The organism is Acinetobacter sp. AYS6, assembly GCF_025630795.1.
Classification (GTDB): domain Bacteria; phylum Pseudomonadota; class Gammaproteobacteria; order Pseudomonadales; family Moraxellaceae; genus Acinetobacter.
In genome coordinates, this window is the sequence record NZ_JAOTNV010000008.1 from 154,985 (window position 1) to 171,388 (window position 16,404).

Annotated in this window: 15 protein-coding genes and 1 pseudogene; 14 read left to right on the forward strand and 2 right to left on the reverse strand. The window is 40.1% G+C overall.

Translation table 11 applies throughout. The features are described from left to right. Positions 1 to 16 precede the first annotated feature (16 nt). The 6 genes from OD757_RS13490 (at position 17) to rdgB (ending at position 6,078) form a co-directional block, all read left to right on the forward strand. Positions 17 to 700 carry a Fe2+-dependent dioxygenase gene (locus OD757_RS13490; RefSeq protein WP_263032193.1) on the forward strand — a complete coding sequence of 228 codons (684 nt, stop codon included), beginning with the start codon at positions 17 to 19 and terminating at the stop codon, positions 698 to 700. Between the two features lie 458 nt (positions 701 to 1,158). Beyond that, positions 1,159 to 2,856: a 2-isopropylmalate synthase gene (gene leuA / locus OD757_RS13495; protein ID WP_009393014.1), complete on the forward strand. Its 1,698-nt coding sequence runs from the start codon at positions 1,159 to 1,161 to the stop codon at positions 2,854 to 2,856. Positions 2,857 to 2,939: 83 nt separating this feature from the next. Beyond that, positions 2,940 to 4,100, forward strand: coding sequence for a homoserine O-succinyltransferase MetX (locus OD757_RS13500; protein ID WP_009393134.1), 1,161 nt, complete (start codon positions 2,940 to 2,942; stop codon positions 4,098 to 4,100). Then, on the forward strand, positions 4,100 to 4,693 hold the full coding sequence (metW, locus tag OD757_RS13505) for a methionine biosynthesis protein MetW (protein ID WP_009393021.1): 594 nt from the start codon (positions 4,100 to 4,102) through the stop codon (positions 4,691 to 4,693). The genes OD757_RS13500 and metW overlap by 1 nt, the downstream gene beginning before the upstream one ends. Continuing rightward, positions 4,690 to 5,277 (forward strand): tetratricopeptide repeat protein, encoded by a 588-nt coding sequence (locus OD757_RS13510; RefSeq protein WP_034678999.1) that lies wholly within the window; start codon positions 4,690 to 4,692, stop codon positions 5,275 to 5,277. The genes metW and OD757_RS13510 overlap by 4 nt, the downstream gene beginning before the upstream one ends. Positions 5,278 to 5,451: 174 nt before the next feature. Next, entirely contained in the window at positions 5,452 to 6,078 is a 627-nt protein-coding gene (rdgB, locus tag OD757_RS13515) for an RdgB/HAM1 family non-canonical purine NTP pyrophosphatase (RefSeq protein ID WP_263032194.1), read from the forward strand. A gap of 192 nt (positions 6,079 to 6,270) precedes the next feature. On the opposite strand, the gene OD757_RS13520 is transcribed toward rdgB, so the two are convergent. Next, positions 6,271 to 7,146, reverse strand: coding sequence for an AEC family transporter (locus OD757_RS13520; RefSeq protein ID WP_263032195.1), 876 nt, complete (start codon positions 7,144 to 7,146; stop codon positions 6,271 to 6,273). Between the two features lie 253 nt (positions 7,147 to 7,399). On the opposite strand from OD757_RS13520, the gene OD757_RS13525 reads away from it, so the two are divergent. From OD757_RS13525 to OD757_RS13545, 5 genes are all read left to right on the forward strand, one after another. Then, positions 7,400 to 7,618, forward strand: coding sequence for a Sec-independent protein translocase subunit TatA (locus OD757_RS13525; protein WP_004794775.1), 219 nt, complete (start codon positions 7,400 to 7,402; stop codon positions 7,616 to 7,618). Positions 7,619 to 7,630: 12 nt separating this feature from the next. Beyond that, the gene (gene tatB / locus OD757_RS13530) at positions 7,631 to 8,065 is read left to right on the forward strand and encodes a Sec-independent protein translocase protein TatB (protein WP_009393098.1); all 435 of its coding nucleotides are present in this window, start codon (positions 7,631 to 7,633) and stop codon (positions 8,063 to 8,065) included. Beyond that, positions 8,062 to 8,832, forward strand: coding sequence for a twin-arginine translocase subunit TatC (tatC, locus tag OD757_RS13535; protein ID WP_009393233.1), 771 nt, complete (start codon positions 8,062 to 8,064; stop codon positions 8,830 to 8,832). Before tatB ends, tatC begins: the two co-directional genes overlap by 4 nt. Before the next feature lie 175 nt (positions 8,833 to 9,007). Next, positions 9,008 to 11,188: a PhoX family protein gene (locus OD757_RS13540; protein WP_263032196.1), complete on the forward strand. Its 2,181-nt coding sequence runs from the start codon at positions 9,008 to 9,010 to the stop codon at positions 11,186 to 11,188. A 209-nt stretch (positions 11,189 to 11,397) separates the two neighbouring features. Next, positions 11,398 to 13,731, forward strand: coding sequence for a PhoX family protein (locus tag OD757_RS13545; protein ID WP_263032197.1), 2,334 nt, complete (start codon positions 11,398 to 11,400; stop codon positions 13,729 to 13,731). Positions 13,732 to 13,778: 47 nt separating this feature from the next. Here the strand turns inward: OD757_RS13545 and OD757_RS13550 are convergent, their stop codons facing one another. Continuing rightward, on the reverse strand, positions 13,779 to 14,558 hold the full coding sequence (locus OD757_RS13550) for an NRDE family protein (protein WP_263032294.1): 780 nt from the start codon (positions 14,556 to 14,558) through the stop codon (positions 13,779 to 13,781). A gap of 93 nt (positions 14,559 to 14,651) precedes the next feature. Between OD757_RS13550 and lgt the strand changes: the two genes are divergently transcribed. The 3 genes and pseudogenes from lgt to OD757_RS13565 form a co-directional block, all read left to right on the forward strand. Beyond that, positions 14,652 to 15,470: a prolipoprotein diacylglyceryl transferase gene (lgt, locus tag OD757_RS13555; protein ID WP_092707274.1), complete on the forward strand. Its 819-nt coding sequence runs from the start codon at positions 14,652 to 14,654 to the stop codon at positions 15,468 to 15,470. Between the two features lie 79 nt (positions 15,471 to 15,549). After that, positions 15,550 to 15,909: a hypothetical protein gene (locus tag OD757_RS13560; protein WP_263032198.1), complete on the forward strand. Its 360-nt coding sequence runs from the start codon at positions 15,550 to 15,552 to the stop codon at positions 15,907 to 15,909. An 11-nt stretch (positions 15,910 to 15,920) separates the two neighbouring features. Further along, positions 15,921 to 16,275, forward strand: a pseudogene (locus tag OD757_RS13565) (hypothetical protein); the annotation flags it as partial. Positions 16,276 to 16,404: the final 129 nt, after the last annotated feature.

The following is a 16,404-nucleotide window of genomic DNA, read 5'->3' on the forward strand; positions in this document are numbered from 1 at the left end:
TTAAAAGGTGTTTGCTGTGATTCATCATATCCCTAATGTTTTAAGTAAAGAGCAAGTTGCCGAGTTTCGTAAGCTCATGAAAGACGCAAATTGGGTAGGTGGAAAAGTGACAGCGGGCACCTTGTCTGCTTCTGTTAAAAGAAATCAGCAACTCTCAGAACAAGACCCACTTACACATCATTTAAGTGATATTGTCATCAAAGCAATTTGGCAAAATCCAGTGTTTCAGGCTGCTGCCCTACCCCACAAAATTATTCCACCACTTTTTAATCGTTATGATGAATATGAAAGCTTTGGTTTCCATGTAGACAACTCAATTCGCCTTATCCGTGGCACTTCTGAGCAGCTCCGTACCGATTTATCTTGTACACTATTTTTAAGTGAACCTGATGAATATGAAGGTGGTGACCTCGTTATTGAAGACACTTATGGTTATCACGAAGTTAAATTACCCGCAGGTGATGTCGTGCTCTATCCATCGACCAGCCTGCATGAAGTCAGCAGCATTACCTCAGGCACTCGTTTTGCTTCTTTTTTCTGGGTACAAAGTTTGGTACGCGATGATAGTAAACGCCATCTTTTATTTAACTTAGATGAAAGTATTCGGGAACTGCGTAAAGCACATGGTGATAACTATCCAGAAGTCATGAAGCTCACCAATATTTATCATAATTTAATTCGAATGTGGTCAGAGCTATAATTACATTTATTTTTGACTTATTGAGATCAAGCAATTTCTTTTACCTCAATATAGCAAAAATATGAAAATTATTTTCTCAAAATTGTAAAATTGCGCAAAATTAGAAAATTATTTTCTAATTTCTGAGATTAAAATTATTATAAGAATTTTGCACAAGGTGTAATCATTGTTTAGATGTGATATATCTAAATGATAAACATACCAGCAAACCATCAAACTTATTATTCACGGTCTAGAGATGAAAACGAATTACTTGTTTGCCCAGCCTACTCAAGCAAGACATCATCCGCAACTCCTGATGCTGCGCCAAGCGCGCGTATAAAAATTTTGTCTGCTTTTTAAAGCAGCACTTCGAAATTGCCTTTTATTTTTCTTAATTAAATACCATATATAACTGTAGAGACGTTGCCTTTTAAATATATCCAGAGCAACTGCGCTACGAGACAAGGAGTTTTCTCATGATGTTGGCTGACCCAAGCAAAAAATACCGCCGTATGTACCAACGAGTGGATTTACCAGATCGCCAATGGCCAAATAACGAAATTACAAAAGCGCCAATCTGGATGAGCACCGATTTACGTGATGGTAACCAAGCAATTTTTGAACCCATGGACATGGAACAAAAATTCAAAATGTTCAAAATGCTTGTAAAAATCGGTTTTAAGCATATTGAAATCGGCTTCCCTTCTGCATCTCAAATCGACTTCGATTTTACCCGCATGTTGATCGAAGAAAATCACATTCCTGATGACGTATACATTGAAGTTTTGGTTCAGGCACGTGATCATTTAATTGAACGTACCTTCGAATCTTTGGCTGGTGCTAAACGAGCGATTGTGCATATTTATAACTCTAACTCTCCAACCTTCCGTCAAAAGGTGTTGAATGTAGATGTTAATGGTGCAAAACAGTTAGCTATTAATGCTGCTCAAAAAGTGAAAGAGTATGCGGCGCAATATCCTCAAACTGACTGGATTTTCCAGTACAGCCCAGAGTGTTTCTCAGCAACAGAGTTAGAAGTCGCTAAAGATGTCTGTGATGCGGTCACAGAAATCTGGGATGCACGTCCTGACCATAAAGTGATTTTAAACTTACCCGCGACTGTAGAAGTTTCTACACCGAATGTGTATGCAGACCAAATTGAATGGATGCATCGTAATTTGGCACGTCGTGATGGCGTGATCATTTCTGTTCACTGCCACAATGACCGCGGCTGTGGTATTGCGGCATCAGAACTTGCAATTATGGCAGGTGCTGACCGTGTTGAAGGCTGTGTGTTTGGTAATGGCGAACGTACAGGTAACGTTGACGTTGCAGCAATTGCATTGAACATGTACACCCAAGGTGTAGCACCTGAGTTAGATTTCTCTAACATTAATGAAGTGATTGCAACGGTTGAAGAATGTACTGGCTTACCTGTACACCCTCGTCATCCATATGCAGGCGACTTGGTATTTACTGCATTCTCTGGTTCACATCAGGATGCAATTAAAAAAGGCTTTGAGTACCAGAAAAACGAAGAAATCTGGGATATGCCTTACTTGCCAATCGATCCGAAAGATTTGGGCCGCGATTACGATGCAGTTATTCGTGTAAATAGTCAGTCTGGTAAAGGCGGTATCGCTTACTTATTAGAATCAAACTACAACGTGGTATTGCCGCGTCGTTTACAAATCGAGTTCAGTCAGGTTGTTCAACAATATGCTGATGATAATGGTACAGAAATTAATGCTAAAGAAATCTGGACCTTGTTTAAAGACACTTATGTTGATGTGAAAAACCATCATTACACAGTCAAAAACTACAGATTATCTGACATTAATGGTACTCAGATCATCGAACTTGATGTTGATGTCGAAGGTGAAACTCAACAACTTCGCGGTGAAGGTAATGGGCCAATCTCTGCATTCTTAAATGCACTTCAGTTACCAATTGATGTGTTGAACTATGAAGAACGTAGTATTAGTTCAGGTGCAAATGCGAAAGCATTAACCTTAATTGAACTTCAAGTTAAAGGTACAGGTAAAGGCTCATTTGGTGCTGGTGTTCATGACAATACAGTCACCTCATCCATTGAAGCAATTATTGCATGTACTAACCGTTTGATTGATCAAGGCGTTTTAAGTACAGATCAGGTGGTTGCCGCCGCTGTTTAATTAAAAAAAAGACTTTGGAAAGGATACCTAGCTTGGTATCCTTTCTTTTTATTCCTGAAAGATTTAAAAGGCGAAATGTTCCCGTGTCTTTTCCAGCTGATTCAGTGGGGTTAGTCACTCCGCAAAAGTTCCAATTTGAAGAACCATTACATCTTGAATGTGACCGTGTCTTGCCACGTTTTGAGTTAATGGTCGAAACTTACGGCACTTTAAATGCAGATAAATCAAATGCCATTTTAATCTGTCATGCCCTTTCCGGACATCATCATGCAGCGGGATATCACCACGAAGATGATAAAAAAGCTGGATGGTGGGATAGCTGTATTGGCCCGGGTAAGGCAATCGATACAAATAAGTTCTTTGTAGTTTCGCTCAACAATATTGGTGGATGTAGCGGCTCAACTGGCCCAACATCACCAAATCCTGAAAATGATAACCGTCCTTATGGACCAGATTTCCCATTAGTTACGGTACGCGACTGGGTCAAAACTCAGGCCATGCTTTCTGACCGTTTAGGTGTAAATGTCTGGTATGCAGTTGTTGGTGGATCATTAGGGGGCATGCAAGCACTACAATGGTCAGTAGATTATCCTGACCGCTTACAAAAATGTGTGATTATTGCCAGTGCGCCAAAGCTTTCAGCACAAAATATTGCATTTAACGAAGTTGCGCGACAGTCAATCTTGTCTGATCCAGACTTCCATCATGGTCGTTATTTAGAGAATGATAGTTACCCGAAACGTGGCCTGATTTTGGCTCGAATGGTCGGCCATATCACCTATCTTTCAGAAGAAGCCATGAAACAAAAATTTGGCCGTGATTTAAAGTCAGGCAAATTTATGTACGGTTTTGATGTCGAGTTTCAGGTCGAAAGTTATCTACGCTATCAAGGCGAACAGTTTAGCCGTAACTTTGATGCCAATACTTATCTCATCATGACCAAAGCTTTAGATTATTTTGATCCATCTCGTGAATATAATCATTCGTTAACGGAAGCGATGGGTAAAACCAAATGTCAGTTCCTGATTGTCTCTTTTACAACAGACTGGCGTTTTGCCCCAAGTCGCTCTCAAGAAATTGTAGATGCACTTATTACCAATCATAAGCCTGTAAGTTACTTAGATATTGATGCAGAACAAGGTCATGACTCGTTTTTATTCCCTATTCCACTGTATGTTAAAACCATGCGCGCTTTCTTAGGCGGTGAAGAACACTTAAAATCGACATCACTGGAGGCAAGTTAATGCGTATTGATCAACAACTGGCAGAAAAGTGGATTAAACCCGGCTCAAGCGTACTCGATTTAGGGTGTGGTGATGGTGAATTACTCGCTCATATGAGCCAAAAGCATCAAATTCGTGCTTATGGTTTAGAAATTGATCAAGAAAAGATTGCAATTGCCGTCAGTCGCGGGTTAAATATTATTCAACAAGATTTGAATCTCGGTTTGAGCCGTTTTGCCGACCAGTCTTTTGACTATGTGGTGATGGCACAGGCTTTGCAAGCCGTAGATGCACCCGATGTTTTATTAAGAGACATGGTGCGTGTGGGTAAACAGGCAATTATTACTTTTCCAAACTTTGCGCATTGGAAGACTCGGTCTTTTCTTGCATTAAAAGGAATGATGCCTGTATCGGATGCTCTACCATATATGTGGTATAACACCCCCAATATTCATTTATGTACATTTAAAGATTTCGAAGCACTGTGTGTGGAAAATCAGATACAAATTATTAATCGACTCGCCGTCAATGGAAATCAGCAGGGAAGCCTGTTAAGCAAACATGTTCCTAATTTGTTTGGTGAAGTCGCTATTTATCGAGTGAGTGCACTATGAAAAAGACATTATTTAGCACACTATTTGCAGGACTGCTAAGTATGCAGGCTCATGCAGATTATATCGCCCAGCCACAATCGGTTGCGAGTCAGGCTGCACGCTTTTCTACAATGGGGGTAAGTGACCTTCAGAAAGCTGCAAAAGCTGGTCAAGCAGGCGCGCAATTTTACCTTGGTACACACTACCAATATGGTAAAGATGTAGAAAAAGATGAGAAACAAGCTTTCGCATGGTTTAAAGCAGCAGCTGATCAAGGTTTATCACCAGCTCAATTAAACGTGGGTCGTATGTACGCCGACGGTATTGGTGTTAGAAAAGATGAGTCCATGGCTCGTAAATACTTTGAAAAAGCAGCAAGCAATGGTGATAACCGTGCAAGCTACAATCTCGCGATGATGGAAGAGCAAAAGAAAAACTACGTAGGTGCTTACCAGTGGTATGAGCTTTCTACTCGTGATGGCATGCTCGACAATAAAGTGATTAGCCTATCTGAAGGTAAGAAAACTGCTCTAGCGGCGAACTTAACTCAAGAACAAATCCGTACCGCACGTGACCGTGCAGACAAATGGATTCAAGCACAATAATAACGGTTCATCCGTAAAAAACCTTACTCGACTAAAGCCACCTTGTATGCTCTACAAGGTGGCTTTAGTTTAGGATATCTCATTTTATATTCTATTTATTTCCCTCTATATCCCCTCTTAAAAAACACGTAACATAACTCACGTTCGATATTAGCTATAAAGTTTGGTTTTATTATGTCTACCCCACATTGGTTTGATCAGGGCAGTTTAGTTCTTGCCAGCAATAACAAAGGTAAAGTCGCTGAGTTTGAAAAACTTTTTAAACAGCTTAAGTTACCTGTAGAAATTATTCCTCAAGGGCGTCTTAATATTCCTGATGCAATTGAAGATGGCTTAAGCTTTATTGAAAATGCCATTATCAAAGCTCGTCATGCCTCTAAAATTTCAGGTAAGCCTGCTATGGCTGACGACTCTGGAATTTGTGTTCCTGTGTTAGGCGGCGCACCTGGTATTTACTCTGCACGCTATGCTGGAGAACATGGTGACGATGCAGCGAACAATGCCAAATTATTAAATGATCTTTTACCCTACCGTAAAAATGGTGAAGTGATTGAAGGCATGTTTGTATGTGTACTTGCTTTAGTGACACATGCTGAAGATCCACTACCACAAATTTTCCAAGGCATCTGGCACGGAGAAATTTTAGAAGCGCCACGTGGTGAAAATGGCTTTGGCTATGACCCACTCTTCTGGTTGCCTGAGCTACAAGTTTCTAGCGCTGAACTTTCTAAAGAAGACAAGAATAAGATTAGTCATCGTGGACAAGCGATGCAGTTATTTAGAGAGCGTTTGCAGAAATAAGCTGATCACATGGCCACAATATGCAGCGTTAAAACATATTAAACTTTGTATAGGCAAACCTTACTTTTCAAAGATGAAAAGTAAGCAAAAATCTTTTGTTAGACTGATGGCACTTCCTTGTGCCACAGTCTAACTGGCGGCATCCATGCCGCCTTCGCACAAGCAAGTGTAGGGTTAGAATTAAATAATTAATTAGACGAACATGTGTAAAAACACAGCATAAATCGCAATACACACACAACTCACAATCGTCCCTGAAGCGATATAAGCCGCAGATCTTCCTGTCCCTTGATAATGTGTTTCTAGCGCTACAATATTGGCTGCTGGTGGCAGACAGAACATTAAAAACATCACTCCAATGTGCTGACTTATATTTGGAATCGGCAGAAATCTATAAGTTAAACCGCAAAGAATAAAACCACACACCACCTTAAATGCTTGAGCTTTCATACTATAGAATAAGTCTTTTAAATGCACTCGAGTACGGCGTAGCCACATTCCCAAAACACACATCCCAGCAAAAGTCATTGCGAACTTAGCAACCTCATACACCCAATGTATAGCTGGATGTTCGATATGTTGAGCCCCTAAAAGCCTGAGCACAAGCGCGCAAAAAATTGAAATACACGGTGGAGATGACAGAACTTTTTTTAATATGTTGAGCTTACTTTGTGGTGCAGTTGTTACAGCAGTCACAGCCCATGCATTTCCAAAAAGAGACATACCAATATAGAGCGCAACAATAGGAGCCGTAGCTTCAGGCCCAAATAGAGCCATAGCAAAAGGAAAACCGAGCCAGCCCATGTTGGTATAACTTACGCAAAGCGCTAATAATCTGTCTTTAAATAAGGCTAAATAAGCAAAGAAAATAAGAAATGCTGAACCGAAGCTAAAGAGCATTAAACTCAAGCTACCCGGCTGATAAAATACCATGTTGTAAATAATCACAACTGGAATAAGCAAGCGTGCAAGCCAAGCTGAAAGAACAGGTTTTATCGTTTCTGAAAGAGAAGTCTGGGCAAGCAGAAGTCCAGTGATGAACGCCAATATTGGCAGTAATAACGCCACGTTTTCTCCTCTCACCCATCAAAATCAGTTTGTTATGCTACACCTTTTCAAAATGAAATGTACTCTCCTTTTCAAGTAATTTAAGCTTCTCTTTTTAAGCTCTTACTAAAATAAAAAACTGCCTACATCCTTTATGAAACCCGTCTTTTGAGATTTTGACCAAGAGCTATTGTCTTAAAACTGACATATAAATGTCACATTGTTGTCATAGCAACCTGTTGAGATAAAGCAAACTGAAAAGAGGTATAAGATCATGGCCGGTTTATCTATTTGGCACGTCGTTATTTTTGCAATTGTCGTTATTTTATTATTTGGTACATCTAAATTAAAAAATATCGGTAAAGATGTAGGTGGTGCAGTAAAAGACTTCAAAAAATCAGTTCGTGAAGAAGACGAAACTGCTGCTCTGAATACTCCACGTACAATTGATGCCCAAGTCAAAACCCCTGACAGCACATCAGTGAAAAGCTAAAGGTTTTCCACCATGCTTGATGTAGGAATGACAGAGCTACTCTGTTTTGCAATTATTGCAATTTTAGTTTTAGGTCCCGATAAACTTCCGGAAGCCGCACGCTTTGCTGGTCGCTGGTATGTTCGCCTAAAACGTTATATTACCAATTTGCAAAATGAGATTGATCAAGAGTTGCGTCTTTCTGAGTTTCGAAAAGAAATGCAAGAAGAACTCAACCGCATTGAAGCACTAGAACGCAAAGTACAACAACAACTTGAAGAAATACAAAAACAGACTACTTCAGACAATTCAGAAAAAACTGAGGTAGCTGAAACGATATCTCAGGCTACGATGTACTCCCCTGTATCGGGCCATTATGAAGTGCCCTTTCTTGCCAAATTTACACCTTTGGCATCTCAAAGCGACACTTTAGAAACACCCCCCGTTAAATTGAAGATTGCCGTATGAACCAACTGCCTTCAACGACTGTAAATACGCAAGAAAATTTAGACCAAATGCCAATCATGAACCATTTGGTCGTTTTAAGACGTCATTTATTTAGGATTGTCGGGGTAACATTATTTTTATTCTTTTGCTTATTGCCCTTTCGAAATAATACTTACCAATTATTATCTGAACCTTTAAGGCTGCAACTTCCAGCATCATCTTCAATGATTGCAACAGATGTAACTGCAACCTTTATGGCGCCTTTTAAGCTCAATTTATTTGTCGCGCTTGTGCTGGCAATGCCATTTATTCTTTATGAAATATGGACTTTTGTCCGCCCAGCGTTATATCAAAAAGAACGTCATTTAGCGCTGCCATTACTCATCGGTAGTATTGTTTTGTTCTATGCTGGAGTTGCTTTTGCATACTACATTACGCTTCCTGCAATTTTACATTTCTTTATTAGTGTATCGCCTGAAACTGTTGCACCGATGACGGATATTAATAGCTACCTAAGCTTTTGCTTAAAGCTGTTTTTAGTTTTTGGTGTAACTTTTGAAATTCCAATCGCGACGCTTCTACTGATTTTAATAGGCGTGGTAAATACAAAAAGTCTTGCTGAAAAAAGGCGTTTTATCATTGTGGGATGCTTTTTTGTAGCCATGTTCATTACCCCACCAGATGCAATTTCTATGGTGATGTTGGCGATCCCAATGTGGTTGCTTTTCGAACTTGGATTATTGTTCGGTAAAATTCTTGAGAAAAGAAAAGCTCAATCTGATGAATAAAAGTATGATTCAAAAAAAGCCTGAAATACAAAGTTCAGGCTTTTTTATATCAACCACTTTTTAATCTACGAACCTATAAACTGTCTTCAAAGTGACTTAAAAATGTAAGAAAAGTGTCATTTACAGTCCATAGAATCAACTCAACAAATATACTCACAAAAGTTACGGATTTATTATGACAACTGCTTCTAACCACCCAACACGTCGCGACATTTTAAAATGGTTTACGGGGATCCCTTTTCTTCCATTAGGTGCGATGGCTACGGCAGCAACGTTAGCAGGATGTAACGATAGTAATGATGATTCAGACGTTACAACTCCAACAAAACCAATTAACTTTAAAAATGCAACGTTCACTTCAATGCCAGCTCCTTCAGTTGTAGCTGATATTGCAACGACAGCATGTGCATCAAAGCTTGCTATTTCATGGGAAGATGGCAGTAAAACCGAATACCAACTGGCTTACAAACCATTCTTCTTAACAGGTACCGAAGTTCCTGATGGTAAAGGCGGAAAGATTATCGCGGGTGGTTATTTTGACATTAATAATAAGCCAATTATCGATAAATCAGTTGCTGGCAAAGAGCGTCAATTCTTCTCTGACTGTCCAGATGGTAGTTCTCTAATTAGCTTCAAACAAGCGACTGGCAAAGATTTTACAGATGCAGATAAGAAAGCATTAGGTGTAACTGGTAACCCAGTGTTCCATGTCGTTCAGTTTGAATATTTATCAAAAGACCAAAATGGTGGTGATACGTACGGTAAATTATCATCTCCGATTGCAGTGCTTACTTTAGATCAAGACCCGAAAACTGGTCATTTGACTTTAATTAAATATCACAATGTAGACACTTCAAGTGCACATGGTTTATGGATTACTTGTGGTGCAAGCTTGTCACCATGGGGAACTCACCTTTCTAGTGAAGAATATGAGCCAGATGCTTTCAACCAAAAGTTAGGTCAATCACTTTCAACACTTAAAGCATTTAGTAAAAATGTCTATGGTGATGAAAATGCGGCTAACCCATATAACTACGGTCATTTACCAGAAATTACCGTAAATGCAGATGGTACGGGTCGTGTGACAAAACACTACTGTTTAGGCCGTATTTCACATGAGCTTGTGCAAGTTTTCCCAGATAACCGTACTGTATTAATGGGTGATGACTATACCAATGGCGGTCTCTTCATGTTCGTTGCAGATAAAGAGAAAGACCTATCTGCCGGCACACTTTACGTTGCAAAATATACAACCGTACTTACAGATACAACGACTGGTCAGATCTCTTGGATCAAGCTTGGTCATGCAACAAGTGTAGAGATTGAAAACCTAATCAAGAGCGGTATCAAAGGAACTGATATTTTCGAATCGGTTCTACAAATTGCCAAATATCCAAGCGATGCAACGACAGCAGAAAAAGATGCTATTGATGCTGGAGATAAAGGTACACCTGAACAACAAGTTTTAGCAAAAGCTGCGAAAGATCGTTTAAAACTACAACAAGCTGCTCAAAAAGCAGAATTAGAAGCTCAAGGTTTTAAATTTACTTATTTGAGCAAAACTGGTGTTTATCTCAAGCTTAAAGATAACAGCGACAAAACTAAACTTGCAGCGGCTTTCCTTGAGACACACCGCTACGCAGCCTACGTTGGTGCTTCAATGGCATTGACCAAGAACGAAGGTACGACTGTAAATATTGCAGATAAACGCGCATATTCAGCTTTAGCTAACATTGTTGATTCAATGGTTGAAGGTGGTAGTGGTTACCTTGCTGAGCACAACGTTAAATTCCCGAAAATCACGGCTGGTGGTATTTTGGAGCATAAACTGACAGGCGGCCAAAAAGACAGCTCAAATGTAGCAATTAACAGTGAATGGGTACCTAGCCAATCTAGTCTTCTCATTAAAGGTAAAGACATTAGCTTTGACAGCTTAGGTAACACTGCTGACCCAGAACAGATTGCTAGCCCTGACAACTTGAAGTTCTCTGAAAAGCTACGTACGTTATTTATCGGTGAAGACTCTGGTAACCATTTAAATAACTTCTTATGGGCTTACAATGTTGATACCAAGCAACTGATCCGTATCTTGTCTACACCAGCAGGTGCAGAGTCAACTGGTCTACACGCAGTTGATGAAGTAAACGGTTGGACTTACATCATGAGTAACTTCCAACATCCAGGTGATGAATGGAACCGTTTCTATAAAGAAACTAATGGTGTTCGTACTGGTATCAGTGCAGATTTACTTGCGCAAATTGATACAGCAATTAATACCAACTACAGCAACAAATTCGCAGCAGCAGTTGGCTATATCACTGCCGACCCAATTGCTCCATCTGTTGTAAAAAAATAATTTCTACTCTTTAAAAAAGAAACCTGCTTTATGCAGGTTTCTTTTATTTTAGATCATCCGCGATTTTAAAAATCGACTTATACTTTCAACCAAACGATCAAATATTTCACAAACCTATCATCAAAACGTCAAAGCCTCGTCACACTACCCAACTAAGCTAATGAAGACTTTTAGAACAATCTCTTTATTTACTTACTTAGGAATTTCCCATGACAGAGCTGACGCCATATCATGAAGACCAAGAACTGGATAATAATACTTCTGACAATATCCACTTTCGTGACATTTTAGAACAACATGTAAGTCGTCGTAGTTTAATTACTAAAGCTGCAAGCGGTGCCGTAGCTCTAACTTTAGCCTCTACTTTAACAGGCTGTAATGATAACAATGATGACTCAGGTTCTAACAATGGTGGAATTCCACCTGTAGATCCAAATAAAAAACCAGAAAAATTAACTTTCACGGCAGTTGCAAAAAACCACAACGATATTGTGACTGTACCTGAAGGTTATGAAGCCAATGTCATCTATGCTTTAGGTGATTCAATCAACCCTGCTTTTGGCGAATGGGACGACAATAATATTCCATCTGGCCCAAGCTTCCAGTTCCGCTCTGGTGACTGCCACGATGGTATGCACTTCTTTGGTTTGAATGCTTCAACAAACAACTTTGATGAAAGTGTTTCAGCCGAAGGTTTGTTGGTGCTGAATCACGAATATATCAACCAGACCTTCCTTCACCCAAAAGGTCCAACAAAAGTTAATGGACGCCGCCCTGAAGATGAAGTGATTCGTGAGACCAATGCGCATGGCGTATCTATTGTTCACATCAAAAAAGATGCAACAACTCAAAAAGTAGTAATTGATAAAAAATCAATTTTTAACCGCCGTATTACAGCATCAACAGAGATGAATTTTGCAGGTGCTGCTGCTGGGTCTAGTTTGCTTGCTACTCGTTTCTCACCTGCGGGTCGTCAAACTCGTGGTACTCATAATAACTGCGGTAACGGTTATACCCCTTGGGGCACTTATTTAACTACCGAAGAAAACTTTATTGGTTATTTCCAACGTTCAGGTAGCGATGAATATGCACGTACAGATGCAGAAAAAATTGCATTAAAACGTTACGGTTTAGGTGTTAAAAAAGATGAACCTTATCTGTATGAGAAAGATGAAAAAGGTGCTCCTAAAAAAGATAAAGACGGCAAGGTCATTTATTTAAAAGATAAAAATGGTGAGCTAATTCCTAACGTTGATGAACAAGGGCGACAAATTTATTTAGGCGTAAGTTCACGCTACGGCTGGGAAACAGCAATTGGACAAGTTGAATCACAAGACTTATATGACCGCTGGAATGCTGATGTAAAAGCCGCTCAGGCAACACAAGACTACCGCAACGGACCAAATACGTTCGGTTGGATGGTCGAGATTGATCCGTTTGATAACCGCCTAAACCCAGTTAAAAGAACATCACTAGGTCGTTTTGCACATGAAGACAGTGCTTGTCGTGCTGTAGCAGGTCAGCCCTTAGCGTTTTATATGGGTGATGACTCTCGCGGTGAATACATTTATAAATTCGTCTCTAACGCAGTTTGGGATACCAAAGATGTAAATCGCGGCTACGCGGCTGGCGACAAATATATGAACGCAGGTAAATTGTATGTTGCCAAATTTAATAACGATGGTACAGGTCAATGGATTGAACTTGCCTACGGCAAAAATGGCTTAAATGAAAGTAACACTACTTACCCATTCAAATCTCAAGCGGACGTTGTGACGTTTGCACGTTTGGCTGGCGACTCAGTCGGTGCTACTAAAATGGACCGCCCAGAATGGTGTACGGTCAATCCAGTAAACGGCGAAGTCTATGTCACCCTCACCAATAACTCGAACCGTGGTAAAGATTATGCAACTGATGCTGCAAACCCACGTAACTACACAGACCTCTACAACGGCACTAAAGAGCAAAAGGGTAACGTTAACGGCCATATTATCCGTTTTAAAGAAACCGATGACAAAACTACTGCTGAAACCTTCAAATGGGATATCTACCTATTTGGTGCAGAAGCATCGATGGCTTCAAACATCAACTTATCTGGTTTGACAGACAACAATGATTTGTCATCTCCTGACGGGATGTGGTTCGACCCACGTGGTGTACTTTGGATTCAGACAGATGATGGCGCATATACCGATGTGACTAACTGTATGATGCTTGCTGCGTTACCGGGCCAAATTGGTGATGGTGCTGCTGCAACTACGTCAAATGGCCAACAAACGCTAGTCGGCGCTAAAGTGACAGACTCAACATTACGCCGTTTCTTAGTTGGGCCAAAGCAATGTGAAATTACGGGTATTGCCATGACCCCTGACCACAAAGCTATTTTTATTAATGTTCAACACCCTGGTGAAGACTCGAAAAGTTACGCAACACCAGATAGTAATTGGCCTGCAACTCAAAAAGACCCAAGCAATAAAACTGCACGTCCACGTTCAGCAACTGTTGTGATTACCCGTAAAGATGGCGGTGTGATCGCAGGCTAATTCGTAGAAGATTAAAAATGCCGATTCATTGATCGGCATTTTTATTATCATCGATTTAAAAGAATCTGCTGCTGTACAATTTGACCGCTGTGCTCACCTTGTTGAGTCTTTTCCAACCATACCCATTCATTATTAGTCATTCTTAGAAAGTTCGAGCAGCGTGTTCCATACACAGGGCTTTGAATAAAAGTGGATGATAATAACTCTTCCATTTCTGGCTGAATGCCAGTGTTCGGTAACAATGCTGTTGTGACCTTACGCTCATCTTCCAGAATATCCCAAGCCGCATGTTGTAAAGTTAACTCTTCTGTCTGATGCTGAAGCATAGGTAAAAACTCTTGCGTAAAGCGTGTTCGTAAATGTTTAGTTTTTTCCCAATGTTCAGACATCAAACCATTTGAGACGACATAGACTCCATTGGCTAAGACTTGAGGTGCTTCACCACGGTTACTCATATAGACCGCTTGATCAGCATTTCCCATAAACAAGTTAAAGCCAGCAAAATTCTGTTGCTGCTGTTCTAATTGTTGAGCAAATCGAATCGGCAATAAATCAGATTCTAAAAAAGCCTGAACCAAATGCCCCCGAGAAGTCTCATAAGACTTTTGATCTCGCCCATCCCGAAAATTAGTCAATACAGCCCATCGACCTTGAGGCGTAACGCCCATCCACGTGCCACCTGACTGCAAATCTTGTCCTGCAACAATGGGGGTATGTCCCCACTGATGCAATAAAGCCGTTGGACGATGATAAAATTCATCCCGATTTGACATAAGACACAAGGGCATATCATCCAAAACATGCCATGCTAAAGCCACAATACACATTGATTCTTGTTCCCTATCTTTACACATTGAATGTACAACATTTTTCACATCATTCCGCTACAATCTGTCAAAACGTAAGATCAAGGAGCAGCAATGCTGACCTATCCTAATATCGATCCGGTCGCAATACATCTAGGACCTCTTCAAGTCCATTGGTATGGACTCATGTATTTATTGGCATTTTTATGTGCTTGGGGGCTTGCTTCCTACCGTGCCAAACAACGTGATGGCTGGACATCGGACATGGTTTCCGACCTGGTGTTCTATGGTGCTCTAGGTGTTGTTCTGGGCGGTCGTGTCGGCTATGTCCTTTTCTATGAGTTTGATAAATTCCTCGAAAATCCGATTTGGTTATTCCAAGTCTGGACAGGTGGCATGAGTTTCCACGGCGGCTTTCTCGGTGTTATGGTTGCGATGTTATTTTGGTGTAAAAAATACCAAAAAACATGGTTCCAAACCCTCGACTTTATTGCCCCTTGCGTACCGACTGGCTTAATGTTCGGACGCATTGGTAACTTTATTGGTGGAGAGTTATATGGTCGTGCGGTAACTGACCCAAATTATCCATTTGGTATGATTTTCCCGACAGATCCATTACATCTGGTCCGCCATCCATCACAAATCTATCAAGCACTTTGTGAAGGTTTAATTCTATTCATTATCTTGTGGTGGTTTAGTTCAAAACCGCGTCCACGTATGGCCGTTTCTGCCCTATTCTTAATGGGATATGGCGTTGCCCGCTTTGTTATGGAATTCTTTCGTCAGCCCGATGCCGACCAAGGTTTCATTCTGTTTGGCTGGATGACCAAAGGACAGATTCTAACAATTCCAATGCTGCTGATTGGCCTTTGGATGATGTGGTATGCCTACCAAAAGAAAATTTATGACTGGGGTCCACAAAAGAATAGTTAATATCTAAATTAGAGGAGTTTCGGCTCCTCTTTTCTTTTTTTATGCTACAGTTTTTACTCTCCCAAAATGAAGATACACCATGCTGGAATTCTGGTTTAACACGCAAGTCCCAACATTTAAAAAACTCGTGATTTTAATTATTACTCTCGGTATCTGTATTGCACTCTATCAATATCAGCCCTTACCTTTAGATACGATTCTGATGTTTACTGGAACTGGCGTAATTTTTTTAATCTGTCGTTACTTTAAATTGCATTTCGCTCAAAGCAACCCAACTGGTTTACTCTACCGTCTATTTACTTGGATCCCTATTGCCCTTTTGTTTGCCCTTATTTTTGTTAAAGCAATGCCGAACTTGCTGATCTGGGGCGTTCAAGGAATCGCGTTTATGGCACTAGCAGCTTTTATTTTTTCACCTCAATCACTTTTTAAGAAATAGGTTTAGTTTTCATGTTGGCTTATTGGTACAACGCACCACGTCACATCAAACTCATCTTTATTGTTGCCGTTTGTGGGGCAATTTACGCAGCTAATCAAATTCAGCCCTTGTCTCCTATTTATACCGTAGTTAGCCTGACTCTCGGTTTTGGTTTACAAGTTGGACATTACTTAAATAGCAAAATTTCAAATAACAAATCATATAAATCGAGCTTTGGACTTTTAATCAAAATCTATCCTATTTTTATCGTTGTTATTTTGATGTATCTGCTTCCTGTTCAGGATAAATGGATTCTTGCAATACAAGCTTTAGGCTTTGTATTGGTTGGCTTTTTTCTTGTTTCAATTTATCAAAATCGTGCCAAACGTTTTGACTAGTTACGCCTCTTGAAATGCCAGAGAACGATTTTTAGATTTTCATCTTGAGCTACAACAGGTATCATCTTTGAGTATTTATACATTTATGTATTTACACATTTATGTATTTATACATTTG